This window comes from Nocardia sp. NPDC057668 (genome assembly GCF_042799795.1).
GTDB lineage: Bacteria > Actinomycetota > Actinomycetes > Mycobacteriales > Mycobacteriaceae > Nocardia.
Window position 1 is genome coordinate 60855 of sequence record NZ_JBHVIC010000002.1, and the last position, 26121, is coordinate 86975.

The following is a 26121-nucleotide window of genomic DNA, read 5'->3' on the forward strand; positions in this document are numbered from 1 at the left end:
GCTACATGAGCTGGCGGGCGAAATAGGTGTACTCGAGCGCGCTGGTGCGGGCGCGCTCGTCGATGTTCGCGCCCGAGCCGTGCCCGCCCTGGGTCGCCTCGTAGAAGAAGTACGGCGCACCCAGTTCCGACAGTCGCGCGGCGAACTTGCGGGCGTGCTGGGGGCCGACCCGGTCGTCCTTGGTCGTGGTCCAGATGAAGGGCTTGGGGTAGGACACCCCCGAGCGCAGCTGCGCGTAGGGCGAAATCGATTGCAGGAAGGCGCGTTCGGCCGGATCGGCCACTGTCCCGTATTCGCCCGTCCAGGACGCGCCCGCCGCGATCTGCTCGTACCGCACCATGTCCAGCAGCGGGATCTGGATGTCGACCGCGTTCCACAGCTCCGGGGCCTGGGTGAACTGCACGCCCATCAGCAGCCCGCCGTTGGATCCGCCCTGGATGCCGAGGTGGCGCGGGGTGGTGACGTCGCGGCCGATGAGATCGTCGGCGACGGCGCGGAAATCGTCGAAGGCCCGCTGCCGCTGAGTTTTCAACGCGGCCTCGTGCCACGCGGGACCGTATTCGCCGCCGCCGCGAATGTTGGCGATGACGTAGACGCCGCCGCGTTCGAGCCAGAGCCGGCCCAGCAGGCCGCTGTAGCCGGGCGTCTCGCTGGAACCGAAACCGCCGTAGCCGTACATGATCGTCGGGTTCTTGCCGTCGTACTTCATGCCCGCGGCGTGCACGATGAAGTACGGCACCCGGGTGCCGTCCGGAGACGTGGCCTTGAGCTGCTCCACCACGAACCGGGAGGCGTCGAAGCGCGCCGGGGCAGCCTTGATCGGGTCCGCGCGACCGGCCGCGGTGTCGAGCCGCCACAGCGTGATCGGGGTGACCGGTGAGCTGACCGTCAGATACGCGGTGTCACCGCGGGAATCGGCGTCCACGGCGTCGACGGTGGCGTTCTCGGGCAGTGCGACCGGGGCCGCGGACCAGCCGCCGCCGGGCAGCGGGGTGTAGACGGTGGCGCGCCCGCGCACGTCGTCCAGGGAGGTCGTGATCAGGTGCGCCCGGGTGGTCATGACCTGCTGCAGGGTCTGGGTGGGGCCGGGCGCGTAGACCAGGGTGGCCCGCGGCCGGTCCGGGGCGGTGGTCAGGGCGTCCCTGTCGAACGAGATCAGCGATCCCGCGGCGAACGCCTGCCCGTCCGCGCCGGTCCAGTCCTGGCGCAGCGAGACGAGCACCCGATCGCCGACCAGTCCCTGCACATCGACCTTGGGCGGCAGGGCGATTCGCACCGCCCGCCCGTCCCGGACCAGGCTGATCTGCGATTCGAAGAAGGACGGCCGGCGCACCACCATGGTCACCCGCTCGCCCCGGCCGCCGTCGAGCAGGAACGGCGCGGTGCCGAGACCGTCGGCGGGGTCGCCGCGCAGGATCTCGGTCGCGTCCGCCAGCGGTTGCCCGCGCTCCCAGCGTTTGACCACGTACGGGTAGCCCGAGACCGTCGTGTCCCCCGGGTTCCACTCCCGCGAGACCAGCAGTGTGTTCTCGTCGATCCAGGACGTGTACTGCTTGCCTTCGTCGAGTACGAAGCCACCGGCCACGAATTGCCCGGTGGACCTGTCGAATTCCCGTACGGTGACCGCGTCCGCGCCGCCGTCGGACAACTCGACCAGGCAGCGGGCGCCCGCGCCGGGCGCGCAGTTCATGCCCTCCCACACCCAGTTGCGGCCCTCGGCCGCGGCGAGGGCGTCCAGATCCAGAACGGTCTTCCACTCCGGTTGCGGCGCTTCGTATCCGGCGACGGTGGTCTCGCGCCAGATGCCGCGCTGATGGTCGCCGTCCTGCCAGAAGTTGCCGACCGCGCCGCCGTGGAATCGCGGCAGCGGCAGCCGATCCGGGGCCTTGCCGAGTTCCACCGCGGTGGCGAGGTTCGCGGCGTAGCCCGGATCCTTTTCGAGCACGTCCAGGGTTTTGGCGTTCTCGGCCGCCACCCACGACTGCACCCGGGGACTGTCGAGTTCCTCCAGCCACAGGTAGGGGTCGGCGCCGGGATCCGATCCGCCGCAGGCCGTCACGAGCGCGACCACCAGGGCCGCCAGCGCCGCGCGCCGTCCGATTCCGCCGTGATTCATCGCTTCCCCCCGGTTCGACGATGCCGCGGCCACCTCGTTCGAGTTGCCGATAGGAAGATTACAGCGGGTGGCCGATGCCGGCGGGGTACGGCGGGCGGGTACCCGGGCGCGGCACTGTCGGTACCCGGCGGCATTATGCGGGTATGGCGGGGAGCGCGCGACGAGGCGAGATGACGCACGACGAGGATCTGTGGACCGTGCCCGAACACTGGTGGGCGCGGGCAGAACCGTTCCGCGGGCACGGGGAGTTGCGGGCGCGCGCAATCGATCCCGCGGCGACCGCGGCGCTCGGCGCGGCGCTGGAGCCGTTCCGATCGAGCATCACCGAGAGTCTGGCGCAGCTGCGCGCCGCCGGGCTCGGTGACGTCGCCGATGCCGCCCGGACCTATCTCGACGCCCCGGAGTCGGCGGCGACGCCGATCGGGGCCGGGCTCGTCTGGGGACTGGTGGCCTACGACCGCTGGTCCTGCTGCGGTGCGATGATCGAGCACTACGACCACGTGCGCGCGGAGTTCGCCGATCTCTTCGCCGACAGCTGGGTGCTCGAGCACGGCGTGGGGTTCGCCGCCGAGGCGACGGTGTGGAACCGGAGCTTCCGGATCGAGCGCGTCCGGCGACCGGAAGGCGGCTGGCACAACGAGGTTCGCGTCCTGCCCGGCGACCACATCGGCTGGACCAACTTCGGGAACATCGCCACGCGGGTGCGCGCGGACCTCGCCACCGCGCCGGACGCGGACCACACCGACGCGGTCCGGCGGCTCACGGCGTTGCGATCCGATCCTGGCGCGCTGTGGGCGCGGCTGGCGACCTCGTATCTGCTTCCGGAACAACGACACTGGCTCGATCAGGATCTGGCCGGACTGCCCCGTTCGTCCCCGTACGACCATCCGGTGTCCATGCTGGTCAGCGCGCTCACCACACCGGCGCAGCTGACCCGCTTCCTGGAGATCACACAGCCGCTCATGCGGGGCGACGCGCCCTTCTACAGTCTGCTGACCCAGGTCGGGCCGGACGCGGTTCCGGTCATCGAGGCCGAGTTCCGGCGCGAAGGCACGCGGACCGCGCAGGACGTCAAACCCCTCGCCGTCCAGCTGTCCGAGATCCCCACCGATGCCGCGTATCAGGCGCTGCTGGACCGCATGGACCACAAGGCCGTCCGGGCCGAGCTGACCCGGGCCACGGCCCGGTATCCGAAGCGGGCCATGCGCCTGCTGTCCCGGCAGGCGGCGGCGTCCGGCGCGCCCGAAGTCGTGCGCGCACTGCGCCTGCACGCGGTCGAGCATCCGGAGCTGGTCTCGGAATATGTTGCCGAGCAGGCAGTTCCACTTCTCGAAACGGCCCGGCGACTGCCCGAGGCAGCCCCCGACGAACTACCCTCCGTCTTGACCGCAGCCGCACCGAAGCGGGGTGCGCGCGTCCCCAAATGGCTTGCGCCCCAGCTCCTTCCACAGCTGCGTGTGCGCGGATCGGACCGGGCGCTGCCCGAGGCCGCCGCCGTGCGCTGGGTGAGCCTGCTCATGGCGTGGGGACCGGACGGCGACGCACCCGGAACCCCGGAGGTGATCGCGGCCGTGGATCCGGTATCCGCCGCCGCGTTCGGCTGGGCGATCTTCGACGCCTGGCACCTGGCGGCCTATCCCGCCAAGAGCGGCTGGGTGCTGCGCACGCTGGCCCTGGTCGGCACCGACGACACCGTGCGCCAACTGGTCCCGTTCATCAATGCCTGGCCCAGCAAATCCGGCAGCGCCCGCGCCGTCGAGGCGGTCGAGGTGATCGCCGCGATCGGCGGCGACGTCGCGCTCACCCAGCTGCACGGCATCGCCGAGCGCAGCCGCCACGACAGCGTGCGGACCAGGGCAGCGGAGAAGGTCGAAGCGCTCTCGGCCGCGCTGGGCCTGAACGAGCAGGAGCTGGCCGACCGGGTGGTCCCCCAGCTCGGCCTGGCCGCGGGCGTCCGGACCCTGGACTACGGTTCCCGCCGGTTCACCGTGTCGCTGGATCATGAACTGCGGCCGCGGATCATGCTCGACGGCCGGTCGCTGCGGACGCTGCCCCGGCCCGCCGCCACCGACGATCCCGAGCTGGCCCCCGCCGCCTACCGATCATTCCGGGAGTTCAGCGAGGAACTGAAAACCGCCACCGCCGAGCAGATTCGGCGCTTCGAATCCGCCATGCTCGACGGACGACGCTGGCGGGCACCCGCTTTCCGCTCCCTCATCCTCGAACATCCGGTGCTCGGTCACCTCGCGCGCCGCCTGGTGTGGGCGGAGTTCGACGCTACGGGTGCGGTGGCCGGCGCGTTCCGCGTCGATCAGGACCACAGTCTCGCCGACGTGGACGACGAGCCGTACGAGCTCGCCGAGGACGCCCTGCTCGGCATCGCGCACCCGCTGCACCTGGGCGATTCGCTGCCCCGCTGGCGGGAACAGTTCCGGGACTACGAGCTGCTCCAGCCCTTCGAGCAGCTCGATCGCGACGTGCACGGCTTCACCCCCGAAGAAGCCGCCGGGGAGACCCTCGACCGCTTCGCGGATCGGCGGATTACCACCGGCCGCATCTACGGTCTGCGCAAATACGGCTGGGTGGTCTCGCACGACGGCATCTACCGCAGGTTCGGTACGTTCCGCGTGGTGCGGGTCGCCCTGTCTCCCGGGATTCAGGGCGGATACAGCTACGAGGCGGAGGAACAGCGGGTGGTCTCGGTGCGGCTGACCGGTGGCACGTTCGCCGCCTTCGACCCGGTCACCGCCTCCGAGCTGCTGCGTCAGCTGGAGCGGCTGGCCGCGTGAGCCCCGGCTCGGCGGCCGAAGAACGACCCCGCGCCGAGCTGGGTGCCGCTCGAATAGCCCTTGCCGTCCTGGGCCAGGGTCGCGGCGGCCGCACCGGCGGCGTACAGGCCGGGGATCGGTGAACCGTTCTCGCGCAGCACTTCCCCGTCGGCGGAGGTGTACAGGCCGCCGAGGGTGAAGCCCGCGTACAGCGCCTTGCCCAGGGTCAGGTCGAAGGCCGCCCACGGCCCGGTGTCCTGCGCGGCGAGGAAGTCCGCCGATTTGCCGAAGTCCGGGTCCTCACCCCGCGCGGCGTTCTCGTTGTAGCGGTCGAGGGTGGATTGCAGTGCCTCGAAGGGGATTCCGAGCGCGGTCGCCATCTCCTCGACCGTCTCCCAGCCGTCGATGAACGGGGCCAGCGGGAACATGGGCCGTTCCATGTGCTCGGAGTCCACGATCAGATACGCCGCGGCATCCGGCTGTTCGAGCACGAACGCCGAGGTGCGGGCGTGATAGGAATCCTCGGCCACGAAGCGCTGTCCGTCGCGATTGACCACCAGGCCGGTGAGCAGCATGGCGGGCGGGTACACCGGCGCGGTCACGAAGGCCTGCTTCATGTTTCGCGCCGCGCCGCCCGCGGCCAGGCCCAGGCGCAGGCCGATGCCGTCGTCGTAGGTGGTGCCGAGCACGAAGGGCTTCTCCGCCAGCCACGGCACATGTTCGGCGACCATGTCGGCGTTCATGACGAAACCGCCGGTGGCCAGCACGACCGACTTCGCCCGCACCGCACCGGTTTCCCCGGGCCGGCGCCAGCTCACCCCGACGATGGTCCCGTCCGGGTCGGCGATCAGGTCGGTCACCCCGGTCTCGTACCAGACGTCGACCTCGAGCGCGGCCGCCCGCTTGACCAGCAGGTCGATCACCAGCGCCGCGCCCTGGGTGTCGCCGGGCACCGGCACCTTGTGCCCGCGCGGGGCGGGCACGGCCTGATCTCGGTACGGGAAGACCTTCTCGTTGCCGGTGTACATCAGCCCCTCGGTGCCGGGCTGGATGACCGCCTTCTCCGGGTAGTAACTGCGCTCGAATTCGAATCCCAGGCTCTCCAGCCAGGTGAAGTGCTCGACGCTGCCGTCGCAGTAGGCGCGGATCTTCTCCGGTTCGGGTTCGCGCGCAACCGAAGTGAGGTACTTGTACATCTCCTCGGCCGAATCCGCGTGCCCGGTGGCCTGCTGCACGGGGGTGCCGCCGCCGAGGTAGAAGTGGCCGCCGGCCAGCGCGGTGGTGCCGCCGGCCACGGCCGCGCGCTCGAGCAGCAGCACCCGCGCGCCGCGGCTCGCGGCTTCGACCGCGGCGCAGCCACCGGCGATGCCGAAGCCGGCGACGAGCACGTCGACCTCGGCGCTCCACTCGGTAATCGATTCCGCCGCAACAATATTGACCGGCCGTGCGCTCACTGTGCTTCCCTCTTGATCTGTTCGAAGAACTTCCGCATATTCTCGCCGACCTCGGCCACCTCGATGAAGGGCACTCCGGCCGCCGCGCCGTCCAGGTAGGCGAAGCGCATCTGCCCCGCCATGTCGCCGCGCTGCACCACGTCCAGACCCAGCGCCGCGGCGTCTTTCAACGTCTCGTCGAAGTCCTCGGGCTCCACGCAGATGTGGTGCAGTCCCGGCCCGGAGGCGTTCAGGAATTCGGTGTAGATGGAGTCGCCGCGCACCGGCTGGATCAGCTCGAGCTGGGTGTCGCCGTTGTAGGCGAGCGCGATGTGCGCGGTGAAGTCCGCGGGCGCGCCGCGGTAGGTGCACGTTTCGGGCCCGAAGTGCACCTCGGGCATGCGCGTCCACTTGCGCGCGCCGAGCACAGTGCCCAGGAAGCTCTCGCTCCGCTCGATGTCGGGGACCACCCATGCGATCTGGGTGATCGGCCCGTGCGCCACCGTCATGCTCGCTCCATTCACCGATCCTCCCGGCAGTTAATCACAACCGCTTAAATGCGCAGTCCGCAAACTCACAACTGACCCGGGCGCGAACACGGCGATGGCCCGGCCCCCGAGGGGCCGGGCCATCGCGAACCGGCGACTAGTTCGCGGTCCGCTTGATCAGCTTGATCACCAGGAACGACACGACGCCCATGATGCTCATGACACCGATCATCAGCACGCTGGACAGCCACGCCATGGTGCTCACCGGCAGCCGGTAGGCCAGCACGATCCGCAGCGCCGACTCGCTCACCAGGGCGATGCCCCAGGCCAGGGCCAAGGTCGAATGCAGCCGTCGCACCGCCGGATTGGTGCGGTACGCCTCCTCCATGACGTGCAGGTGCGGCGATGCGGCGAACGCCTTGCGCGCGGCGGCGTAGGTCAGCGGCTTGCCGATCAGCGCGCTGATCAGGAAGGCGGCGCCGACGACCACGGTGCCGAAGGATTCCCGCACGATCACCATGCGCGCGTCCCCGCTCACCAGCGCGCCGGCCAGCCCGACCAGGAAGCCGCCGAGCACGACACCCGCGAAAAGATCGACCTGGCGCGCCCGCACCGCCCCGAAGACGACGATGGCGGCCGAGCACAGCGCGCCGCCCAGCAGGGCGACCAGGTCCGAGTACCCCAGCGCGTGCAGCGCGTAGTACGCGGCGACCGGAATCGCGATGTCGCGGGCGATGGGCGCGAGCATGCTCACGAGCGACGGGCGGTCGGTCTTGCCCTGCGGGGCGGTCACGGCGGGCGCGGTGGTGGTCATGGCTGGCACTCCTCGTATTCGACTGTGCGCTACGAGAAATGACGCTACGGACGGCGAAACCCCGGCGGACCTGCCAACCATCACGGTCCGCCCATGACAGTCGTCATGGGCGGTGCGGCTAGGACGCCGCGGACTCGAGGCTGCGGCCCTTGGTTTCCGGCGCGCCCCACAGGCAGATGAGGAAGCCGATGACGGTGATCCCGGCCGCGTACAGGAACGTCGGCCCCATCCCCAGATTGGTCAGCGACCACGGCAGCAGGAAGGTGCCCAGCGCCGCGCCGATGCGGCTGACCGAGGTGGTCACCCCGACCGCCGTGGCTCGAATGTGCGTGGGGAACAGCTCGTTCGGATAGGTCCAGTCCAGCACGTTCGGGCCGCCGCAGAAGAAGGCGTACAGGCACAGCATGAGGAAGGCGAGCATCGCGGGCATACCGGGCCAGAGGCCGATGAACAGCACCGGCAGCACCATGAGCCCGAAGCACCAGACGATGACCGGGCGGCGGCCGATGGTGTCGATCAACCGCATGGCGGGCAGGCAGCCGATGAGGAAGACCATGCTGATGAGCGCGGTGCCGAGGGTGTCCATCCAGGTGCCCTCGGGCATGCCGAAGGAGGTCAGGATCTGCGGGCCGAAGGTGAGCATGGCGAACAGCACGGTGACCTGGCAGACGAAGAAGCCGCAGCAGAAGGCCAGGCGCTTGCGGTATTTCGTGTGCAGCAGAGCGCGAATCGAGCCGTGCTCCTCCAGGGACACGTCACCCTCGATCAGATCCGCCGGATCGACCTTGACGTGCAGGTACTTCTCGATCATTCGGGCGGCCTTCTCCGGCTTGCCGTGCTGGGCCAGCCAGCGCGGTGACTCCGGGGCGGTGCTCTGCCGGATGATCAGGAAGAACGCGCACAGCACCGCGCCGCTGGCGAGCTGCCAGCGCCAGCTGCCGTCGCCGATGAAGGTCAGGCAGAGGTAGCCGACCACGTAGGCCAGGACCGATCCGGCGTACCAGGCCACGATCTGGAAGCCGAGCAGTTTGCCGCGCTGCTTGAGCGGCAACCACTCTCCCAGCAACGATGTGGCGATCGGATAGTCGGCGGCGACCGCCATGCCGAGCACGAACCGCAGAATGACGATGAGCCAGATGGATTCGGCCCAGAAGGACGCGATAGAGCAGGCCGCCATGACGACCAGGTCGGCGGTGTACATGACCTCGCGGCCGATCTTGTCGGTCAGCACGCCGAAGAGCGCGCCCCCGACGAACATTCCGACCAGGGCGGCGGCGCCGATCAGCGAGATGTCGGCGGTGCTCAGATCGAGTTCGGGGGTCATGCCGATGAGCGCGGTGCCGACGATGCTCAGGATGTAGCCGTCCAGCAGCGGTCCGCCCGAACACGCGATGGCGAGTCGTTTGTGGAATCCGGTGAAGGGGGCATCGTCGATGACGGTTGTCATAGCTCTCCTCGCGGACGCCTCGAACACCTCGGTTAGCTAATAACAAGCAAGCGTTGGCGAACGTACCCGCGACGCCGGGTGCCGGACCCGGGCGACACGCCGCCGACGCCGACTTTCCTGAATCGGCGCCGCGGGTGGGCGGGCATGGCGTTCCGGCGCGCGGCCGGGTAGGGTCCCCAACGTCTATTCAACGAGTTGCATATGCGAGGTGTTCGGTGACTTCCTTCCGACAGGCCGTCGAGGCCCGCGACGCCGAGGCCATCGAGGCCCTGCTCGCCGATGACGTGGTGTTCATCAGCCCCGTCGCCTTCAAGCCCTATCCGGGCAAGGCCATCACCGCGGCCATCCTGCGCGGGGTGCTGCGCGTGTTCGAGGACTTCCACTACGTCCGCGAGATCGCGAACGAGAACGGCCGCGACCACGCGCTGCTGTTCGAGACCAAGGTCGACGGCAAGGCCGTCACCGGCTGCGACTTCCTCACCTTCGACGAGCACGGCAAGATCGTCGAATTCATGGTCATGGTGCGCCCGCTCTCGGGTGCGCAGGCCCTGGCCGCCGCCATGGGCGCGCAGTTCGAGCGCATCCAGCAGGAGGCCACCGACCAGGTCCTGCGCGAAACCGCCGGGGCGTAGGCGAATTCGCGGGTCGCGGCCCGGCCCGCGCCGGGGCCGGGCCGGGCCGGAGTCAGTCCGCGATGGGCTCGGCCACCTCGGGCTCGGCCGCGCGCTGCCGGGTCAGCAGCCAGCCGACCGAGGCCGCGAGCGGGAACATCAGCACGCCGTACACCGCCGCCGGAACCGCCATCTCGGTGCTGTCCAGCACGCTGATCGCGATGGTGATGGCGATCGTGCTGTTGTGCACGCCGACCTCCATCGAGCAGGCGATGGCCTGCCGGAAGTCGATACCGAGCCAGCGCGGGATGAAGTAGCCGGCGGTCAGGCTGATGACGCAGAACAGCACGACGATGGCGCCGACCTGCACGAAGTAGTCGCCGAGGTTGGCGCGCTCGGCCGCGATGGTGCCCGCGACGACGATGGTGAGCACCAGCGCGGAGCCGATTCGCACGGGGCGGTCCATGCGGTCCGCGAACCCGACCGCGTACTTGCGCACCACCATGCCGAGCACGACCGGGATGAGCACGATCGCGAAGACCTGGACCGCCTTGCCGAATTGCAGTCCGAGCGTTCCGGATCCGTCGCTGGGGTCGAAGTAGCCGATCGCGAAGTTGGTGACCAGCGGGACGGTGACCACGGCGATGATCGAGTTGACCGCGGTGAGCGAGACGTTCAGCGCGACGTCACCGCGGAACAGGTGGCTGAACAGATTGGCCGTCGTCCCGCCCGGGGAGGCCGCGAGCAGCATCATGCCGACCGCGAGGATCGGCGTCAGGTCGAACAGCAGCACCAGGCCGAACGCCACCGCGGGCAGAATCAGCAGCTGGCAGGCCAGCGCTACGGCGACGGTCTTCGGGGTCCGGGCGATCCGGGTGAAGTCCTCGGCCGTGAGCGAGAGCCCGAGGCCGAACATGATCGCGGCCAGGGCCAGCGGCAGTCCCACGGAGACGAACGGTGAGTTCATGGTGTTCCTCAATCATCGAGCCGGGTCCGTGGACCCATATCTGAGACCGACTCGTCTCAGATTGGATGGAGGGTAGCTCGAGAGTGACCCGGGTCGCAGCATAACCGGACAAATCGCCCTAATAGGAGTTGTGCTCGGTAATCGAGTGCCGCGCGGAGGCTCGAAGGTGGGAGGCTGGGCCCATGGCCGATGAACAAGAAGTCCAAGCGAATTCCGCGGACGCGGTGCAGGAGTCGCCACAGGAGGCGACCAAGCGGAAGTTCCGGGAAGCCCTCGAGCGGAAGAACGGAACGAACGCCGCGGCGGGCGGGGCCGGCAAGAACACCGGAAAGGTGCACGGCGCGCACGCCGCCGCGGGTGGCAAGCGCACCTTCCGGCGTCGCGCGGGCGGATAGGACCGCGAACTCGGCCCCCGGCAGCGTCGCTGCCGGGGGCCGTTTTTCGTTCCGTCAGGTGTCGCGGCGGGCGCGTGCCCGGCGTTTGCCTTCGTGCATGGCCTGCACCCGGGCCACCGGGATGGTGTGGCCCTCGGCGATCAGGTCGGCGGGCAGGCGCTGCGGGGCGGGCATGTCCTCGGCCCAGGGATCACGGTCGCCGAGCTGTTTCAGCGCCGTGCGAATCGTGAAGTCGCGCGGGTGAACAGCGGGCAGGTCCGACCAGCTCACCGGGAACGACACCGTCGCACCGGGCCGGATCCGCGGGCTGTACGCGGCCACGACGGTGGCTCCGCCCGCGCGGGTCGAATCGAGAAAGACCTTGCCGCCCCGGTCTTCTCGGATGAAAGCCGTGGTGGCGAGTGCGGGATCGAGGCGTTCGGCGCGGGCCGCGATGGCTCGGGTGGCGGCAGCGGCGTCCTCCAGGCCCGCGTCCGTGACCGGGACGAAGATGTGAACGCCTTTGGAGCCACTGGTTTTCACCGCGCCCGCGAGGCCGTCGGCCGCCAGCGCCCGGCGGATCAGCTCCGCCGCGGCCACGGCCTGCGTGAACGGCTGTTCGGGCGCGGGGTCGATGTCGAGGACGAGATGCGTTGGCCCGCCGGAGTAGTCGTGCAGTTGCTCGGCGAGCAGCAGGGTGACGTGGTACTCGACCGCGCGCTGGTTTCCGAACCACAGCAGGGTGCGGACGTCCTCGCAGAGCGCGTAGGTGACTTCGCGTTTCGAGCTGCCCGCCCACAGGGTCACGCGCTGCACCCAGTCGGGCGTGTACTTGGGCAGGTTTTTCTGCATGAACGGCTCCTGCCCCGGCCGCACCCGCACCACCGACAGCGGCCGCTCCCGCAGCCCCGGCACGAGCCGCTCCCCGACCGCCTCCAGATAGTCGATGAGCTCGCCCTTGGTGGCCTCCGCGCCATCGAACAGCGGATCACCCAAACTGCTGAACTTCAGCCCGTCCCGAACCCCGTCGCCCATCGGCCCACCATGCGCCCCATCCGCACCCGCGTCAACCGACACGGCGCTACGGCCGGGCCGACGGCAGATCCCACCGGGACGCCGACGCCTCCCGGGCATAGGTGCGCTCGGGATGCACGGTGATCACGTCGACCCGCCCGACCAGCGGCTCGGGCACCACGTCCATCAGGTGCGCCAGCGAAGGCACGATCACCGCCTCGGCGTCCAACCGGGTGATCTGGGCGTTGAGCCGAGCCAACGGCGGCCGGCCGAACTTCGGGTCGTACACCACCATGTCCGAGAAGTCGTAGCCGAACCGCTCGGCGAGCGTACGGATCTCGGTCTCGTCCCGCCCCCGGCTCCGCCCCGACACCTCCACGTTCACATACCCCAGACACGTTGGCCGGTAGTCCATCTCATCCCCTGATTCGTCCGGGTCCACGGCGGATTTTCGATCGCAGCGAGGTCTCCACTCCACCCATAGGGGGATTCCGATGAAGCTCGAACGACTCGGCGGAGACTCCGTCAACGGACAATCGCCCACTCTGTTTCACAGCGATCGCAGCACCTATGTCATTCAAGGCTGGCGAACCGACCGGGTCGACACGATCGAGATACCGCATCGGCTGATTCAGTTCCTGAAGCCGGGAACCTGCTTCGGTGCCACGCTTCACGACAGCGGGCACGGTACCTTCACCGTCACCGGCGAGCCCGTGACCGATCCGGAAGCACTGGGCCGGATACAGCCACCGGACCACGAAACGGCGATCGAGGTCACGATCGGTCGAGAACGGAGGCGCGATGCACCACATGGACTTTGACGAACTCGTGAAGGCGTTCCACAGTCATGAGCGCGCGTTCCATCTCGAGGTCCGCGACGATTACACCGGCGTCCCCGGTGAAGCCGAAGCGCTGGAACGCTTCCTGACCGGGCAACCGCTCGATCCGGAGTTCACCGCCCAGTGGTACGCACTGATGAAACAGGTCACCAGCTACGGAACCGCGGTACAGCGGGTACGCGTAGTGACCGAGCCGCACAGCGACTACATCCGGTTCGCCCTGTCCACCACGGCGGGGAGTCTCGCAGTGGGCGACGACATACGGTGGCTTCCCCGGAATCGCGCTCCGGTCAGTCTGCCGGACGACGACTGGTGGCTTTTCGATGATCACCTCGTCGCATGGACGGTATTCAAGCGAGACGGAACCGCGCTGCCGGGCTGGGTAGCCAGCACCGACCCCGCGATAGCAGACCACTACGCTCAACTTCGAAACCAACTGTGGAGTAAAGCAATTCAGCACAACGACTACGCGAGGTGACCAACGTTCGGCAGGCACGCCGCGACCTCGGGGCACGGCTTCGTGATCTCCGACTCGCGGCGCACCTGCGCGCCTACCAACTCGCCGAACAGGCTCGGTGGTCGGCGTCGAAGGTCTCCCGAATCGAGAACGGCGCTCACTCGCTCACCGAAGCCGATCTGGAGATCTGGTGTCGGCTGACCGGGGCAGAGCTGGCTTACCCCGATCTGCGGGCCACGCTTCGCAACGTGAACGCCGCTTGGATGGAATGGCGGCGCATTGTCGGCACAGGACACGCGCGCCACCAGGGCGAGATCGGCGGCCTGGAATCCCGCACGGAACTACTCCGCAGCTATGACCCGCAGGTCTTTCACGGTCTGTTGCAGACCGAGAACTACGCCCGTGCGATCCTGACGGCCGCCGCCGGCTTCCTGCACATCAGCCAGGATCTGAACACCGCGATCGCAGCACGGATGCAACGGCAGGCCGTCCTGCGACAAGGCCGCCACAGGTTCTACTTCCTGGTCGGCGAACAAGCACTGTATGCCACCGTGGGCAGCAGTGAGATCGCGCGCGGTCAGTTGTCACACCTGCTCGACGCGATGACCCTGCCGAATGCCGTGATTGGCATAGTGCCACTGAATGCCAAGTTCTTCTATCGCACAACGGAATTCGCAATCTATGACCAGAAGGCGGTCCTGATCGAGACGATCACAGCCGAGTCGACGATCACTCAACCCCATGAGATCGCGCTGTACGAGCGGACATTCACCACGCTTGCTGATCGGGCGCACCACGGCCGAGCGGCCCGAGATCTCATCCACCGGGCACTTCGAGCATTCGATTAGCCCATGCCCACCGCGCCGCGGAGATACCCGGGAACCCCGGCCCTACCGCCCTCGCGCCGCTCTGACCTCCGACAGACTCATTTTCGGCGGCCAGAAAGCGCTCATCGAACCGCCGCCGGTACCCGACCTCGCCCTACCCCCAGGCCCGGCGGGTGCCGGGCAGACCGGCCCCGCCGTGTTCGTCCGGAACCACGCCCAGCACCTGGTGCAGTCCCAGGCCCCCGTCCTCGAAGCCCAGGGCCGAGGCGGCCATGTAGATCCGCCAGATTCGGGCGCGGCCCTCGCCGACCAGGGCGACGGCGGCGGGCCAGTCCCTTTCCAGATTGGCGACCCAGGCGCGCAGGGTCAGGGCGTAGTGCTCGCGCAGAGATTCGACGTCGCGGACCTCGAATCCGGCTCGCTCCATGGCCAATACGACTTCGCCGACGTCGCGGAGCTCGCCGTCGGGGAAGACGTAGCGGCCGATGAACGAGCGCGGGGGGATCTTCGAGCCGCCGCGGGCGGAGATGGCGTGATTGAGCAGCCTGCCGCGGGGGCGCAGCAGTGCGCGCAGGGTGTCGAAGTATTCGGCGGCGCGCTCGGAGCCGACGTGTTCGAACATGCCGATCGAGGAGATGGCGTCGAAGTGTTCGCCGCCCAGGTCGCGATAGTCCGCCAGGCGGATCTCGACGTTCGCGGACAGGCCCGCCTCGGCGACGCGGCGGCGGGCGAGGTCGGCCTGTTCGCGGCTGATGGTGACGCCGACGACCTGTGCGCCGTAGGTGGCGGCGGCGTGGATGGCCATCGAGCCCCAGCCACAGCCGACGTCGAGCAGGCGCAGGCCGGGGGTCAGGCCGAGTTTGCGGCAGATGAGGTCGTGTTTGGCGCGCTGGGCGTCGGCGAGGCTGACCGCGGGATCGGCCGGGCCGGTGCCGTCGTCGTGGGGCGCGGTGAACCGGGCGCAGGAGTACGTCATGCTCGGGCCCAGGACGAGGTTGTAGAAATCGTTGCCGACGTCGTAGTGGTGGCTGATCGCCGCCGCGTCCCGGGCGCGGGTGTGCGCGCGGCCGCGTCGCGGGCGAGCTTCCTCCCGGGGCGGTTCGGGCCGGCGGCCCAGTGCGCCGAGCCGCCCGGCCGCGCCGAGCGCGCGCACCGCACCGGCCGCTCCCAGGCGGGCGTTGCCCGGGACGGCGGTTTGCAGGGCGCGCAGCATGGCGAACAGGTCGCCGTCGAGGTCTGCGCTGCCGGACACGAAGGCCCGGCCGAGGCCCAATTCGCCCGGGGCCCAGACCATATGGGCGAGCGCGTCCTTGGATCGAATCCGCAGGGTGCCGGGTGACTGTCCGGCGGCGGCCGCCCGGCTGCCGTCCCAGAATTCGAAATTCAGCGGCGGCGACGCGCCGAATGCGAGGCGCAGCAGGGGTCCGAATGTCTCCGCGACTGTCGCGTCACTGCCCATATGTCCACTTTGCCCCTATCGTGCCGTCGAATCGGGGATCCCGGACGCCGTGGCGGGCCGATCGCGATCGGCGCGCGAATTCGATCGGCGTGGACCGATGAATTCGTGTCCCGGGCCGGGTCTATACCTTCAGCACGCATTCTGCGTCCACGGTCAAGGGAGGACCCCCATGAGCCCGACAGCATTGCCGCCCATCACCGACGCCGACACCTGGCGGCACGAACTCGACGCCCTGCGCAAACGCGAGAAGGCCGCGACCCGCGAACTCGACGCCATCGCGGCGCAACGCCGCCGCCTGCCGATGGTCGAATTGCCCGACTACACGCTGGAGGGGGAGGACGGCCCGGTCAGCCTGGCCGACGTCTTCGACGGCAAGTCCCAGCTGATCGTCTACAACCACATGTGGTCGCCGGGCAAGGAATGGCAGTGCCCCGGCTGCACCGGCTTCACCTCGCAGTTCACCCGCCTGGAGTTCCTGGACAACTACGACGCCCGCTTCGTGATCGTCACCCAGGGCCCGATCGAGGAGGCCCTGGCCTACAAGAAGCGCGTGGGCAACAAGATGACCTGGTACTCGACCGCGAACAGCCCCTTCGGCTCCGACGTCGACGCGGCCCCCGAGGAGGGTTTCGCCGTGAACGTCTTCCTGCGCTCGGGCGACACCGTCTACCGGACCTGGCACACCAACGGCCGCGGCACCGAGCAACTGACCCACACCTTCTCCCTGATCGACCTGCTCCCCTACGGCCGCCAGGAAGAATGGCAGGACTCCCCCGAAGGCTGGCCCCAGTCCCCCACCTACAGCCGCTGGGTCGGCTCGGAGGACGTGGCCGCCGCCTACGGCAACGCGTAACCCTCACAACGGTTCTCGCGGGCCGGTGAGTTCACCCCGGCCCGTGAATTCCGGGGTCCTTGATATCCGCGCCCCGAGAATTGCGGGCAGCCACACACCCACGTAGCTATTCCCTTCCCGGCCGCTGGAAGTTAGCGTTCCTCGACCCCCTCGTCAGGGGTCCGGGATAGAGGAGTCCGGGGATGGGAACACGCAGCGGTATGGCACGTCGAATTGTGTGGGGCACAACTTCTTTGGCATTCGCCTCGGCATTGACGGCGCTCGCCGCCGCGCCGGCGTCCGCCCTCGACATCGAGCTGTCGCCCAGCCAATCCTTCACGGTGGGAACGGCATACACGATCTCGTATCACACGGACGTGGAGCAGACCGGCCACCAGATCGTGTTCACGGACAACGGCGAGTGCTTCACCGGCCGCTGGGTTCCGGGCCGTCCCGCCTACGGCTCCTCGAACAAGCAGCAACCCGAGAACCTCTGGGTCGGCTGGACCCCCACCACCCCCGGCCCCCACACCATCACCGCGACGATGAACGGCCGCACCGTCTCCCAGACGGTCTACGTAACCCCCGCTCTCGGCGGCACCCCGCCCCTGCTCCCCAACCCCCGCACCGGCTGCGACGGCCCCAAGCCCGGCGGCCTCCGCGCGGAGCTGGAAGCAAACCTGCCCTGAGGTGACGGTTCCCCGGTCCGGACCGGACCGGGGTTCACCCCGAAAATCGGGCGCTACCAATGCCCTTGAAAAGTGACGTCATCCACCACGGCCGGCCACGGCGGCGGCTCGGGTCGCAAGTTGTACGTCAGATGCACGATGACGTACCGAACGTCCGCGCCGCCGACCTCCCCGACCCGCACCACGACATCGTCGTAATCCGGCCCGTAGGCAACGACTTCGAGCGCGAGCCCGAACAACTGGTGCCCCGCCCCGATCTCCGCGATCAATTCTCCGGTGGCCGACTCCCGACCCGCTCCCCGCACCGCGGGCCGGTAGTAGCGAGACTCCACCAGGTTCTCCCAGTCGATCCGCGGCCCCCGCGGGTCCTTCCCCTCCACCCGCGCCCACAGCTGCCGAAATTCATGGAATCCGCTGCTCCGATCAACCGAATCATCGAAGGTCCGGATCAACCGATGGGCGTCGGACAACAACTCTTTGGCCGCTCCGGGGTCGTCCTCCGCCAACCCCTGCCGAACGATCTCCAACAGCGCACGTGCTTGATAGAAGGCAGGCTCGTCGTCGTAATACCGCGTCGAGGTATCGGTCCGCTCCACCGCCAACCGCCGAAAAGCGGCAACCCTCTCCCCCACATCCCCGATCCCCAGCGCTGCGCTGTACTCCCGATCCTCATTCACCCCAGAATCCCCCTCACCGTGCAATTGCCAGGATTCCCGCAGCCTCGGATCGTTGAGTCGTACCGTAATCCGGAACCACGAAACAGGCCATCGCGAGAGGACCGATCATGACTTCGATGTCGCCCGAACACACGGGGTCGAACCTGCATCCGCTGATCGAGCACCCGGCCAACGCTGCCCGGCTCGCACAAGGCATCGCTCAGCTCGAGTCCGGGGACACCGTCGAGGTCGACCTCGAAAAACTCTCGAAAGAGCTTGAATGAAGGTCACTTTCACGAAGAACGCGTTCGAGGACCTCGACCACCTGCTGGGATGTCGCGTGACAGGGCCAACTCGGTGATCTTCCGCGCCACCGCCCCTGCCGCTGATGCGTTCAGTGGGAGCGGACGGAACTCGCACGCCGTGACGTCCGTGCCGTTCCCACCGACCATCATGGAGCCGCTCACCCCACCGGCGTAGTAGCGCCGAGTACTTTCCCACCCCGACCGCGTTCCGAGGTCGAAGAAGTACTCGATGAACTCGGTCAGGTAGACCGGCTCACCCTCGAGCCGAAGTCCCGTCTCCTCCAGCAACTCCCGATCGAGGGCATCCAGATGGTCCTCGCCCTCCTCCAGACCGCCCCCGGGCAGATCCCACAGCCCTCGTCCCGCGTACCCGTCCCGCACCAGCAATACGGTGTCGTCCCGCATCGCCACGATGTAGGCCGAGGTCCGTTGAATCAGGTCCTCCTCGGGCACCAGATGCGCATCGCCGTTGATGTCCCGGCACAAGTAGGTCCTACCCGCGTGACTCCCCATTCCCCTGATTCGGAGCAGTCGCGGGAGCGGACCGGTCACCGCACCGGGCGGGCCCGGTAATCCAGCTCTTGGCGTCCGGCCGCAGTCGACATGGCGACGCGCTTCGAACCGCCCCGTCGGATCCGCGGGCGGCCGAAACGACGAAGGCCCGGTCCCCTGGGGACCGGGCCTTCGTGCCAGTGGAGCTGCCGGGAATCGAACCCGGGTCCTCCGCCGTGTCACCAGGGCTTCTCCGTGTGCAGTTCGCTTCGTCTCTACTCGGATCTCTCAGTCATGCGAACAAGCCGAGATGACGATCCCAGTCGCTGTTTGATGTTCCGTTCGACTCCGCGACCGAGCCGAACGGTAAGCCCTCTAGCTGATGCCAGTGACCGGGTCGAGGGCGAACCCGGGCTGACAGACACGCTTCGCTACTTAGGCAGCGAGAGCGTAGTCGCGCTGATTGGAATCGGCGCTTATAGGGTTGCAGCGACGCTTATACAGTGGTCTCCTGCCTGCACTGACACGCTTCCCCTGAATCAACGTACGCAGTCGAAACCGTTCAGCCCCGTCTGTGTTCACCGATTCGAGTGAACCACCCGGCTCGCACCGGGCCCAGTCATACTAACACCGCTGAAACAGCGGATCATCCCATTATCCGCGCGTCACGCGGGCGTTTCCGACCTGCGCGTTCCCGAAGGAACGGTCAGGCGCGCATGCCCTTGATCCGGCGCCCGACCTCGCGGACAACCTCCCGCTCGGCATCGCGCTTGGCCAGGTCCTGGCGCTTGTCGTAGTCCTGCTTACCCTTGGCCAGCGCCAGCTCGACCTTGACCTTGCCGTCCGAGAAGTACATCGACAGCGGAACCAGCGTCAGGCTGGACTCCTTGGTCTTACCGAGCAGCTTGTCGATCTCACGGCGATGCAGCAGCAGTTTGCGGGTGCGTCGCGGCGCGTGATTGGTCCACGAGCCGTGCGAGAACTCCGGCACGTGCAGGCCACGCAGCCACACCTCACCGTCATCGATGCTGGCGTAGGCGTCCACGAGCGACGCCTTACCCTCGCGCAGGCTCTTCACCTCGGTGCCGACCAACGCGATCCCGGCCTCGTAGGTGTCGATGATCGCGTAGTTGTGCCGCGCCTTGCGGTTCGTGGCGATAACCTTGCGCCCCTTTTCCTTCATAACGACCAACAATAATCAGCCGCGCCAGCCGTTTATTCCACACGCCCGCAACCGCCCCGGAACCCGGCCGGCCGGGCAGCCCCCACACCCGCCCCCAACCGGTGAACCAGCAGGTAGCGGGCCGAACGCCGAGCCCGTCATGCCCCAGGAATTGCTGGCACGGCGGTTTTCTGAAATCGAGACTTTTCACTCAATCCGGACGTTAGCGTTCCTCGACCCCGCCGATCGGGGTCATGGAACAAGGAGCGATGGATGAGTACACGCAGCGGCCCGGCTCGCCGAATCGGCTGGGGCGTAACGGCATTGGCCGCGATCTCGGCCACGGTGGCCATCGTCGCACCCCAGGCGTCGGCCGGCGTCGGCGCGCTGGTGGCACCGGACGAGCCCGTGGTGGCGGGGACCACGTATCGCGTCGACATGTGGCTCGAGAGTGACAGCGACGCGGCCTTCATCGGCGAGAAGTACGTCGTCACCGACAACGGCAAGTGCATCTACAGCGTCACCGTCAGCTGGGGATTCGGATCCACGATGCTCCAGAGTCCGGCCAGATTCCGGTGGACTCCGACCACCGCCGGTTCTCATACCGTGACCGCGAAGTCGTACGGGACCTACGGCGTCCGATCCGATTCGTTCACCGTGAACGTCGCCGAGGCGCCTGCGGGCAGCACACCCGAGCCCGCCACCACCACCGGATGCGACGGCAGCGGCAGTTTCGGCGGCAGCTCCGGCTCCGGCAGCGCGGGCTCCTGAGATTCTCCATCACCGCGCCGGTGACTCGCGCAGTCGCCGATCTTGCGTCGCACGGAAGAACCAAGGACAGATATATGAGCACAAACAGCACAGTTCGCCGCCGCATCGGCTGGGGCGTATCGGCTTTGGCGGCGACCTCTGCCATGGTGGCGGTGGCCGCACCGCAGGCCGCGGCGGGTGTCACCTGGGTCGACGTTCTCGGGACCACGTACACGGTGGGCAGCGAGTACACGGTGCAGTACATGGTCGAGGCCGACCTGGGCACGATCTTCAACAACCGCGCGTATTTCCGTGACAACGGCGTCTGCCTCGGCAGCGGTACGGGGTACAGCCCTGCTGCGAAGGTCCCCAGTTTCACCTGGACCCCGGCAACGCCCGGGTCGCACGTCATCACCGTGAGCGTGGGCGGGAAGAGCAAGTCCGAAACCGTCACCGTGGTGGCCGCCGCACCGGGAACGCCGCCTGTGCAGGTCCAGGAATCCGACGATTGCGCCGGGGACACCGGAAGCTTCGGGTCGGGCAGCTCGGGCTCGTAAGCCCGTCGAGCCGGCGGCGTTGGGCAGGGCGCCGCGCATGAGAAAGGCCCCCAACCGAAAACGGTTGGGGGCCTTTCTAAGTAGTCCCGACGGGATTTGAACCCGCGCTACCGCCTTGAGAGGGCGGCGTCCTAGGCCGCTAGACGACGGGACCTTGGACTTCCCGCGATCCGTGGACCGCGGCAGCTCCGAAAGCTTATCCTGCCGGGGCTCAGCTACCAAATCCGCAGCAAGCGGGGGTTCCGCACCGTCGAAAGGGTGTTGCCGGACGGCCGTGAAGATCGTTCTCGACCGTCCGCGACGATCACTTCCGGCGGATAGGGACCATGTACTCGCCCGCGCGCACCCCGGCCGCGCGATCGGTCAGCATCGGAATCCCGGTGTAGCGCCACCAGTGCAGCGAGACGACGCCGTCGCTCATGCCGCTGCCGATGCGGAAGCGCTCGACGGGGAAGTGCGCGGCATCGGTGGCCGGAACGGACAGCGGCAGTTCCGCGCCGATGATCTCGGCGATGGACTCCTCGAGGACCCGGCGCAGGTCGTACTCGCCGTCGGGGATCGAACGGCTACCGAGCTTCTCGTGCAACGCTTCCCACAGCCGCGGGTCGCCGCGTAACCCCCACCGCTCGGGCCTGCGCGTGAACAGCACATCGATTTTCACCACGGTCGAATACTCACAATCACTCGTCGTCGGGTGGAGCTCGGAAGTGGTCCTGCTGTCTAACCGTTCGATACGCCCGGCACGAAGGCGTGGTTCGACACGATGACGAACCGACGGCCTCGCACCGGCTTCCCGCCCCCACGCGGATCAACCTGCACCGCCGCTGATCACTGCCGCATGCCGATCACCCAACGCCACGACAGATCAGTCGGCGACCCGGCATCGCGACGATCACCCCGCCGTACTCCCGTCACGTCGATCACCCGCGACCGCGACCGACCGCCGCGCCCGAAAACCCGCGCCACACCGGCCAACCCGCGCCCGGCCGACCGCCCCGAGTCGAGCATTCCCGAGCCGACCGCCCCGAGTCGAGCATCCCCGAGCCGACCGCCCCGGGTCGGGCCTTCCCGGGCCCCTGGCCTTACCGGTCCGAACCTTCCCGGGCCAGGCCTTCCCGGGCCAGGCCTTCCCGGTCCGAACCTTCCCAGGCCGAGCAACCCCGCCGCGCCTACTCGTAGTCGGGCGGCATTTCGTCGGGGAACCCCGGTTCCTCGTCCGGCCAGGGCACATCGTCGAAGTCCGGGGCGGGCGCCGCCGGGCGCGCGGGTTGTCTTGCCGCCGTGGCCGATTCACGCGTGGACGGCGCCGACCGCGGCGGCGCCGACGCGCGAGCGGCCGCCGGACGGGCAGCTGCCGGGCGCGCGGGCGGAGCCTCGCGAACCGGCGCGGGACTCCCCTCGAGCAGCGTGCCGGCCTGGCTCGGGGCCGCGCCCGTCACCACCTCGAGCACCCCCTCGCCGTACTTGGCGCGCTTGTTCTCGCCGATTCCGGCGATCGCGCCCAGATCGGCCAGGGTGGCGGGCTTGCGGGCCGCGATCTCACGCAGCGTCGCGTCGTGGAACACGACGTACGCGGGCACGCCCTGTTCCTTGGCGGTGGCCGCGCGCCACGCCCGCAGGCTCTCGAACAGCCCCGCGTCACCGGGTGCGAGATCGGCCACGGCCTTGGCCGCCTTGGCGGACTTGGAAGCCCGCGCGGTCTTCGCGCGTTCGGGCTCGCGCCGCAGCATGACCTGGCGGCCGTTGAACAGCACGTCGTTGCTGGCCTCGGTGAGCGTCAGCACGCCGTAGTCGCCGTGCACCGCGAGCAGCCCCTGCGCCAGCAGCTGGCGGATCGCGCCGCGCCACTCGATGTCGCGCAGATCCGCACCGATGCCGAACACTTTGAGCTCGTGGTGCGCGTGCTGCTCCACCTTGGGATTGCGCTTGCCGATCAGAATGTCGACGATGTGGCCCGCCCCGAAGCTCTGCCCGCGTTCGCGCTTGAGCCGCAGCACCGTGGAGAGGACCTTCTGCGCGGGCACCGTGCCGTCCCACGACTCGGGCGCGTTCAGGCAGGTGTCGCAGTTGCCGCACGCCTTGCCCGGCTGGCCGAAGTAGGCCAGCAGCTGGGTGCGCCGGCACTGCACGGTCTCGCACAGGGCCAGCATGGCGTCCAGGTGCAGCTGCAACTGCCGGCGATGCGCCGCGTCGCCCTCGGACGAGTCGATCATCTTGCGTTGCTGCACAACATCACTGAGCCCGTAGACCATCCAGGCCGTGGACGGCTGCCCGTCGCGCCCGGCGCGGCCGGTCTCCTGGTAGTACCCCTCCACCGATTTCGGCAGATCCAGATGCGCGACGAAACGCACGTCGGGCTTGTCGATGCCCATGCCGAAGGCGATGGTGGCGCACACCACCAGCCCGTCCTCGCGCAGGAAGCGCGACTGGTTGGTCGCGCGCACCCGATTGTCGAGCCCGGCGTGATACGGCACGGCGGGCACGCCGTTGGCGCTCAGGAACGCGGCGGTCTTCTCCACCGAATTGCGCGACAGGCAGTAGACGATGCCCGCGTCCCCGGCGTGCTCACCCTGGATGAACGACAGCAACTGCTGTTCGGGCCGGTTCTTGGCTTCGATGCGGTACTGGATGTTCGGCCGGTCGAAGCTGTCGACGAAGTGTTTGGCGCCGGTGAGATCCAGGCGCTGCGCGATCTCCCTGCGGGTCGCCTCGGTGGCGGTGGCGGTGAGCGCGATGCGCGGCACGTCGGGCCAGCGCTCGTGCAGCATGGACAGCGCCAGGTAGTCGGGCCGGAAGTCGTGACCCCACTGCGAGACACAGTGCGCCTCGTCGATGGCGAACAGCGCGATCTTGCCGCGGTCGAGCAGTTGCGCGGTGGACTCCAGGCGCAGCCGCTCGGGGGCGAGGTAGAGCAGATCCAGCTCGCCCGCCACGAATTGCGCCTCGACCGTGCGCCGTTCATCGGGGAACTGGGTGGAGTTGAGGAACCCGGCCCGCACCCCGACCGCGTTCAGCGCGTCGACCTGGTCCTGCATGAGGGCGATCAGCGGGGAGACCACCACGCCCACGCCCGGGCGCACCAGCGCCGGAATTTGATAGCAGAGCGACTTGCCGCCGCCGGTGGGCATGAGCACCAGGGCGTCGCCGCCGGAAATCACCTGTTCGACGATTGCCCGCTGCGGTCCGCGAAAACTGTCGTAGCCGAATGTCTTACGCAGAACCTGGTGCGCCGCAACACTTCCGGCGTCCTCGAGAGACTCACTGCCGACGACGGTTTCGACCTCCGGTGCACTCACGGCAGCAATCCTACGGACAGCGTCCGACGCGCAATACTCCCTTGGCAACTTCGCACCCCCGCGCACCCGGCGCATCACCGGCCGCTGCGTGCGGGATCACACCCCGATACCCCGGCTCGCCTCGCACGATGCCAATCGGCGAAAGACGGGCCCGGGCTCCGCAACTCATTCGCGCACGTAATACCGAAGCGCCGCATACGCCGCCAACGCCGCGAATCCGACACCCACCGGCGTGATGATCATCGCCACCGTCGCGATGTCCTCGCTCGAGATCGGCGGCAGCACGTCGTCGTTGGCCAGCGACCCCAGCGCCTTGTTGATCACCAGCGGTTGCGCGACGAACAATCCGGCCACCGCCAGCAGCGAACCCACCAGGGCCGCAAGCACCGCCTCCAGCAGGAAGGGCAATTGGGTGTACCACCGCGTCGCGCCGACCAGGCGCATGATGTTGACCTCGGTCTTGCGGGCCAGCGCCGCCACCTGCACCATGTTCGCGATCAGCAGCAGCGCGGCCAGCGCCTGCAGCGCCGCGAGCCCGAAGGCGGTGTTGCGGATACCGGTGAAGAACCCGACCAGCCGATCCACGATGTCGACGTCGTTGAGCACCGTCATGACCCCGGGTCGCTCGTGGAAGTCGTCATAGATGGTGCGGTACTTGGTCACATCGTTGAGCTTGACCCGGAACGAACCGGGCAGCCCGTCCTTGCTGACCTCGTCCGCGAGCCCCGGCTGATCCTTGAAGGTCGATTCCTTGACCTCCTTGACCGCCTCCTGGCTGTTCACGTACTGCACGCTCGCGACGTACTGGTTCTGCTCGAGATCCATCATGATCGACTTGCAGGGGTCCTGCGTGCAGTCGAGATCGCGCGAGGCCGAGTCGTCGAGGTACAGCCGGATCGCCACGCGCTGGACGTAGTAGTCCTGGATCTTGTCCGCCAGCCGGACCGTCAGCAGGCCGCCGCCGAGCATGGTCAGCGAGACCGCCGTGGTCAGGATCATGGCGATGGTCATGGTGATGTTGCGGCGCAGGCCCGTGAAGATCTCGCCGAACAGGAATCCCGCGCGCATTACCGCCCCACCCCGTAGACGCCGGTCTCGTCGTCGCGGACCAGCCGGCCGCGATCCAGTTCGATCACCCGGCGCCGCATGGCGTCGACGATGGTGTTGTCGTGGGTGGCCATGACCACCGTGGTTCCGGTGCGGTTCACCCGTTCCAGCAGCGCCATGATGTCCTGACTGGTCTCGGGGTCGAGGTTGCCGGTCGGCTCGTCCGCCAGCAGCACCAGCGGCCGGTTCACGAACGCGCGGGCCAGCGCGGCGCGCTGTTGCTCGCCGCCGGAGAGCTCACCGGGCAGCCGATCGGCCTTGCCCGCCAGACCGACCAGGTCGAGGGCTTCGGGCACCGCCCGCGAGATGAATGCCGCGGGTTTGCCGATCACCTCCAGCGCGAAGGCCACGTTCTGCTCGACGGTCTTCTGCTGCAGCAGCCGGAAGTCCTGGAAGACGCAGCCCATGCGCTGGCGGAGTTTGGGCACCTTGCGCCCGGGCAGCTTGTCCACCCGGAAGTCCGAGACCCAGACCTCGCCCGCGGTGGGCTTCTCCTCTTTGAGCAACAGCCGCATGAAGGTCGACTTGCCCGAACCGGACGGGCCGATGACGAAGACGAATTCGCCCTTGTCGATGTCGACCGTGACGTTGTCCAGGGCGGGTCGCGTCGAGGTCTTGTAGGTCTTGGTGACGTTGCGCAGCGCTATCACGATTGGCCAGT

At 68.4% G+C, this 26121-nt stretch carries 27 protein-coding genes, 1 tRNA gene and 1 other RNA gene; 11 read left to right on the forward strand and 18 right to left on the reverse strand.

The features are described 5' to 3' along the window. Nucleotide 1 precedes the first annotated feature (1 nt). A complete protein-coding gene (locus ACFVBH_RS13225) occupies nt 2-2116 on the reverse strand; it encodes a prolyl oligopeptidase family protein (protein ID WP_379001820.1) in 2115 nt (704 codons plus the stop codon). A gap of 170 nt (nt 2117-2286) precedes the next feature. Here ACFVBH_RS13225 and ACFVBH_RS13230 point away from each other — a divergent pair, with 170 nt between their 5' ends. Continuing rightward, nucleotides 2287-4905: a DUF4132 domain-containing protein gene (locus ACFVBH_RS13230; RefSeq protein WP_379001822.1), complete on the forward strand. Its 2619-nt coding sequence runs from the start codon at nt 2287-2289 to the stop codon at nt 4903-4905. On the opposite strand, the gene ACFVBH_RS13235 is transcribed toward ACFVBH_RS13230, so the two are convergent. The 4 genes from ACFVBH_RS13235 to ACFVBH_RS13250 form a co-directional block, all read right to left on the reverse strand. Continuing rightward, complete coding sequence (locus tag ACFVBH_RS13235) at nt 4881-6338, reverse strand: FAD-binding protein (protein WP_379001824.1); 1458 nt, start codon at nt 6336-6338, stop codon at nt 4881-4883. The genes ACFVBH_RS13230 and ACFVBH_RS13235 overlap by 25 nt on opposite strands. After that, the gene (locus ACFVBH_RS13240; protein ID WP_379001826.1) at nt 6335-6826 is read right to left on the reverse strand and encodes a VOC family protein; all 492 of its coding nucleotides are present in this window, start codon (nt 6824-6826) and stop codon (nt 6335-6337) included. The genes ACFVBH_RS13235 and ACFVBH_RS13240 overlap by 4 nt, the downstream gene beginning before the upstream one ends. Before the next feature lie 136 nt (nt 6827-6962). Next, a complete protein-coding gene (locus tag ACFVBH_RS13245; protein WP_379001828.1) occupies nt 6963-7619 on the reverse strand; it encodes a VC0807 family protein in 657 nt (218 codons plus the stop codon). A gap of 118 nt (nt 7620-7737) precedes the next feature. Continuing rightward, nucleotides 7738-9066: an MFS transporter gene (locus ACFVBH_RS13250; protein WP_379001830.1), complete on the reverse strand. Its 1329-nt coding sequence runs from the start codon at nt 9064-9066 to the stop codon at nt 7738-7740. Between the two features lie 215 nt (nt 9067-9281). On the opposite strand from ACFVBH_RS13250, the gene ACFVBH_RS13255 reads away from it, so the two are divergent. Beyond that, entirely contained in the window at nt 9282-9698 is a 417-nt protein-coding gene (locus ACFVBH_RS13255) for a nuclear transport factor 2 family protein (RefSeq protein ID WP_379001832.1), read from the forward strand. Between the two features lie 52 nt (nt 9699-9750). Here the strand turns inward: ACFVBH_RS13255 and ACFVBH_RS13260 are convergent, their stop codons facing one another. Beyond that, nucleotides 9751-10644: a bile acid:sodium symporter family protein gene (locus tag ACFVBH_RS13260; RefSeq protein WP_379001834.1), complete on the reverse strand. Its 894-nt coding sequence runs from the start codon at nt 10642-10644 to the stop codon at nt 9751-9753. A 182-nt stretch (nt 10645-10826) separates the two neighbouring features. Here ACFVBH_RS13260 and ACFVBH_RS13265 point away from each other — a divergent pair, with 182 nt between their 5' ends. Continuing rightward, the gene (locus ACFVBH_RS13265) at nt 10827-11039 is read left to right on the forward strand and encodes a DUF5302 domain-containing protein (RefSeq protein WP_354985527.1); all 213 of its coding nucleotides are present in this window, start codon (nt 10827-10829) and stop codon (nt 11037-11039) included. A gap of 54 nt (nt 11040-11093) precedes the next feature. Here the strand turns inward: ACFVBH_RS13265 and ACFVBH_RS13270 are convergent, their stop codons facing one another. Together ACFVBH_RS13270 and ACFVBH_RS13275 are read right to left on the reverse strand one after the other, a co-directional pair. Continuing rightward, nucleotides 11094-12053, reverse strand: a complete 960-nt coding sequence (locus ACFVBH_RS13270; RefSeq protein ID WP_379001836.1) for a DNA polymerase domain-containing protein — start codon at nt 12051-12053, stop codon at nt 11094-11096. Between the two features lie 46 nt (nt 12054-12099). Continuing rightward, nucleotides 12100-12447, reverse strand: coding sequence for a hypothetical protein (locus ACFVBH_RS13275; protein WP_379001838.1), 348 nt, complete (start codon nt 12445-12447; stop codon nt 12100-12102). Nucleotides 12448-12526: 79 nt separating this feature from the next. Between ACFVBH_RS13275 and ACFVBH_RS13280 the strand changes: the two genes are divergently transcribed. The 3 genes from ACFVBH_RS13280 to ACFVBH_RS13290 are packed head-to-tail and all read left to right on the forward strand — an operon-like array spanning nt 12527 to nt 14176. Then, nucleotides 12527-12853 (forward strand): hypothetical protein, encoded by a 327-nt coding sequence (locus ACFVBH_RS13280; RefSeq protein WP_379001839.1) that lies wholly within the window; start codon nt 12527-12529, stop codon nt 12851-12853. Then, on the forward strand, nt 12834-13349 hold the full coding sequence (locus ACFVBH_RS13285; RefSeq protein ID WP_379001841.1) for a DUF6879 family protein: 516 nt from the start codon (nt 12834-12836) through the stop codon (nt 13347-13349). Before ACFVBH_RS13280 ends, ACFVBH_RS13285 begins: the two co-directional genes overlap by 20 nt. Further along, entirely contained in the window at nt 13346-14176 is an 831-nt protein-coding gene (locus ACFVBH_RS13290) for a helix-turn-helix domain-containing protein (protein WP_379001843.1), read from the forward strand. The genes ACFVBH_RS13285 and ACFVBH_RS13290 overlap by 4 nt, the downstream gene beginning before the upstream one ends. A gap of 133 nt (nt 14177-14309) precedes the next feature. Here ACFVBH_RS13290 and ACFVBH_RS13295 read toward each other — a convergent pair whose 3' ends face one another. Next, nucleotides 14310-15614: a class I SAM-dependent methyltransferase gene (locus ACFVBH_RS13295; protein ID WP_379001845.1), complete on the reverse strand. Its 1305-nt coding sequence runs from the start codon at nt 15612-15614 to the stop codon at nt 14310-14312. Nucleotides 15615-15783: 169 nt separating this feature from the next. Between ACFVBH_RS13295 and ACFVBH_RS13300 the strand changes: the two genes are divergently transcribed. Both ACFVBH_RS13300 and ACFVBH_RS13305 read left to right on the forward strand, forming a co-directional pair. After that, a complete protein-coding gene (locus ACFVBH_RS13300; protein WP_354985533.1) occupies nt 15784-16467 on the forward strand; it encodes a DUF899 family protein in 684 nt (227 codons plus the stop codon). A gap of 200 nt (nt 16468-16667) precedes the next feature. After that, a complete protein-coding gene (locus ACFVBH_RS13305; protein ID WP_379001847.1) occupies nt 16668-17135 on the forward strand; it encodes a hypothetical protein in 468 nt (155 codons plus the stop codon). Between the two features lie 53 nt (nt 17136-17188). On the opposite strand, the gene ACFVBH_RS13310 is transcribed toward ACFVBH_RS13305, so the two are convergent. Beyond that, nucleotides 17189-17812 (reverse strand): hypothetical protein, encoded by a 624-nt coding sequence (locus ACFVBH_RS13310; RefSeq protein ID WP_379001849.1) that lies wholly within the window; start codon nt 17810-17812, stop codon nt 17189-17191. Nucleotides 17813-17928: 116 nt separating this feature from the next. On the opposite strand from ACFVBH_RS13310, the gene ACFVBH_RS13315 reads away from it, so the two are divergent. Beyond that, entirely contained in the window at nt 17929-18075 is a 147-nt protein-coding gene (locus tag ACFVBH_RS13315) for a hypothetical protein (protein WP_379001851.1), read from the forward strand. Nucleotides 18076-18084: 9 nt separating this feature from the next. On the opposite strand, the gene ACFVBH_RS13320 is transcribed toward ACFVBH_RS13315, so the two are convergent. The 3 genes from ACFVBH_RS13320 to smpB form a co-directional block, all read right to left on the reverse strand. Further along, nucleotides 18085-18609, reverse strand: coding sequence for an NUDIX domain-containing protein (locus tag ACFVBH_RS13320; protein WP_379001853.1), 525 nt, complete (start codon nt 18607-18609; stop codon nt 18085-18087). 177 nt (nt 18610-18786) lie between these two features. Further along, nucleotides 18787-19158, reverse strand: a transfer-messenger RNA (tmRNA) gene (gene ssrA / locus ACFVBH_RS13325). A 136-nt stretch (nt 19159-19294) separates the two neighbouring features. Then, nucleotides 19295-19771 (reverse strand): SsrA-binding protein SmpB, encoded by a 477-nt coding sequence (gene smpB, locus ACFVBH_RS13330; protein WP_379001855.1) that lies wholly within the window; start codon nt 19769-19771, stop codon nt 19295-19297. Between the two features lie 252 nt (nt 19772-20023). Between smpB and ACFVBH_RS13335 the strand changes: the two genes are divergently transcribed. Together ACFVBH_RS13335 and ACFVBH_RS13340 are read left to right on the forward strand one after the other, a co-directional pair. Further along, nucleotides 20024-20521 (forward strand): hypothetical protein, encoded by a 498-nt coding sequence (locus ACFVBH_RS13335; protein WP_379001857.1) that lies wholly within the window; start codon nt 20024-20026, stop codon nt 20519-20521. Nucleotides 20522-20595: 74 nt separating this feature from the next. After that, complete coding sequence (locus ACFVBH_RS13340) at nt 20596-21057, forward strand: hypothetical protein (RefSeq protein WP_379001859.1); 462 nt, start codon at nt 20596-20598, stop codon at nt 21055-21057. Nucleotides 21058-21138: 81 nt separating this feature from the next. Here the strand turns inward: ACFVBH_RS13340 and ACFVBH_RS13345 are convergent. The 5 genes from ACFVBH_RS13345 to ftsE form a co-directional block, all read right to left on the reverse strand. Beyond that, nucleotides 21139-21211, reverse strand: a tRNA-Glu gene (locus tag ACFVBH_RS13345). 150 nt (nt 21212-21361) lie between these two features. Continuing rightward, nucleotides 21362-21721: a hypothetical protein gene (locus ACFVBH_RS13350; protein ID WP_354991222.1), complete on the reverse strand. Its 360-nt coding sequence runs from the start codon at nt 21719-21721 to the stop codon at nt 21362-21364. Nucleotides 21722-22226: 505 nt separating this feature from the next. Beyond that, on the reverse strand, nt 22227-24275 hold the full coding sequence (gene recQ, locus ACFVBH_RS13355; protein ID WP_379002759.1) for a DNA helicase RecQ: 2049 nt from the start codon (nt 24273-24275) through the stop codon (nt 22227-22229). Between the two features lie 243 nt (nt 24276-24518). After that, nucleotides 24519-25421, reverse strand: coding sequence for a permease-like cell division protein FtsX (gene ftsX, locus ACFVBH_RS13360; RefSeq protein ID WP_354991223.1), 903 nt, complete (start codon nt 25419-25421; stop codon nt 24519-24521). Continuing rightward, nucleotides 25421-26110 carry a cell division ATP-binding protein FtsE gene (ftsE, locus tag ACFVBH_RS13365; protein WP_354991224.1) on the reverse strand — a complete coding sequence of 230 codons (690 nt, stop codon included), beginning with the start codon at nt 26108-26110 and terminating at the stop codon, nt 25421-25423. The genes ftsX and ftsE overlap by 1 nt, the downstream gene beginning before the upstream one ends. Between the last annotated feature and the right edge of the window lie 11 nt (nt 26111-26121).

Bases quoted from the DNA above. Each gene is read 5' to 3' on its own strand.
- ACFVBH_RS13260 (WP_379001834.1), bottom strand. From the start codon at position 10,644: ATGAACTCACCGTTCGTCTCCGTGGGACTGCCGCTGGCCCTGGCCGCG.
- ftsX (WP_354991223.1), bottom strand. From the start codon at position 25,421: ATGCGCGCGGGATTCCTGTTCGGCGAGATCTTCACGGGCCTGCGCCGC.
- ACFVBH_RS13315 (WP_379001851.1), top strand. From the start codon at position 17,929: ATGTCGCCCGAACACACGGGGTCGAACCTGCATCCGCTGATCGAGCAC.
- ACFVBH_RS13300 (WP_354985533.1), top strand. From the start codon at position 15,784: ATGAGCCCGACAGCATTGCCGCCCATCACCGACGCCGACACCTGGCGG.
- ACFVBH_RS13320 (WP_379001853.1), bottom strand. From the start codon at position 18,609: ATGGGGAGTCACGCGGGTAGGACCTACTTGTGCCGGGACATCAACGGC.
- ACFVBH_RS13230 (WP_379001822.1), top strand. From the start codon at position 2,287: ATGACGCACGACGAGGATCTGTGGACCGTGCCCGAACACTGGTGGGCG.
- ACFVBH_RS13335 (WP_379001857.1), top strand. From the start codon at position 20,024: ATGAGTACACGCAGCGGCCCGGCTCGCCGAATCGGCTGGGGCGTAACG.
- ACFVBH_RS13280 (WP_379001839.1), top strand. From the start codon at position 12,527: ATGAAGCTCGAACGACTCGGCGGAGACTCCGTCAACGGACAATCGCCC.
- ACFVBH_RS13275 (WP_379001838.1), bottom strand. From the start codon at position 12,447: ATGGACTACCGGCCAACGTGTCTGGGGTATGTGAACGTGGAGGTGTCG.
- ACFVBH_RS13250 (WP_379001830.1), bottom strand. From the start codon at position 9,066: ATGACAACCGTCATCGACGATGCCCCCTTCACCGGATTCCACAAACGA.
- ACFVBH_RS13340 (WP_379001859.1), top strand. From the start codon at position 20,596: ATGAGCACAAACAGCACAGTTCGCCGCCGCATCGGCTGGGGCGTATCG.
- ACFVBH_RS13245 (WP_379001828.1), bottom strand. From the start codon at position 7,619: ATGACCACCACCGCGCCCGCCGTGACCGCCCCGCAGGGCAAGACCGAC.
- ACFVBH_RS13270 (WP_379001836.1), bottom strand. From the start codon at position 12,053: ATGGGCGACGGGGTTCGGGACGGGCTGAAGTTCAGCAGTTTGGGTGAT.
- ACFVBH_RS13295 (WP_379001845.1), bottom strand. From the start codon at position 15,614: ATGGGCAGTGACGCGACAGTCGCGGAGACATTCGGACCCCTGCTGCGC.
- ACFVBH_RS13265 (WP_354985527.1), top strand. From the start codon at position 10,827: ATGGCCGATGAACAAGAAGTCCAAGCGAATTCCGCGGACGCGGTGCAG.
- ACFVBH_RS13240 (WP_379001826.1), bottom strand. From the start codon at position 6,826: ATGACGGTGGCGCACGGGCCGATCACCCAGATCGCATGGGTGGTCCCC.
- smpB (WP_379001855.1), bottom strand. From the start codon at position 19,771: ATGAAGGAAAAGGGGCGCAAGGTTATCGCCACGAACCGCAAGGCGCGG.
- ACFVBH_RS13285 (WP_379001841.1), top strand. From the start codon at position 12,834: ATGCACCACATGGACTTTGACGAACTCGTGAAGGCGTTCCACAGTCAT.
- ACFVBH_RS13305 (WP_379001847.1), top strand. From the start codon at position 16,668: ATGGCACGTCGAATTGTGTGGGGCACAACTTCTTTGGCATTCGCCTCG.
- ACFVBH_RS13225 (WP_379001820.1), bottom strand. From the start codon at position 2,116: ATGAATCACGGCGGAATCGGACGGCGCGCGGCGCTGGCGGCCCTGGTG.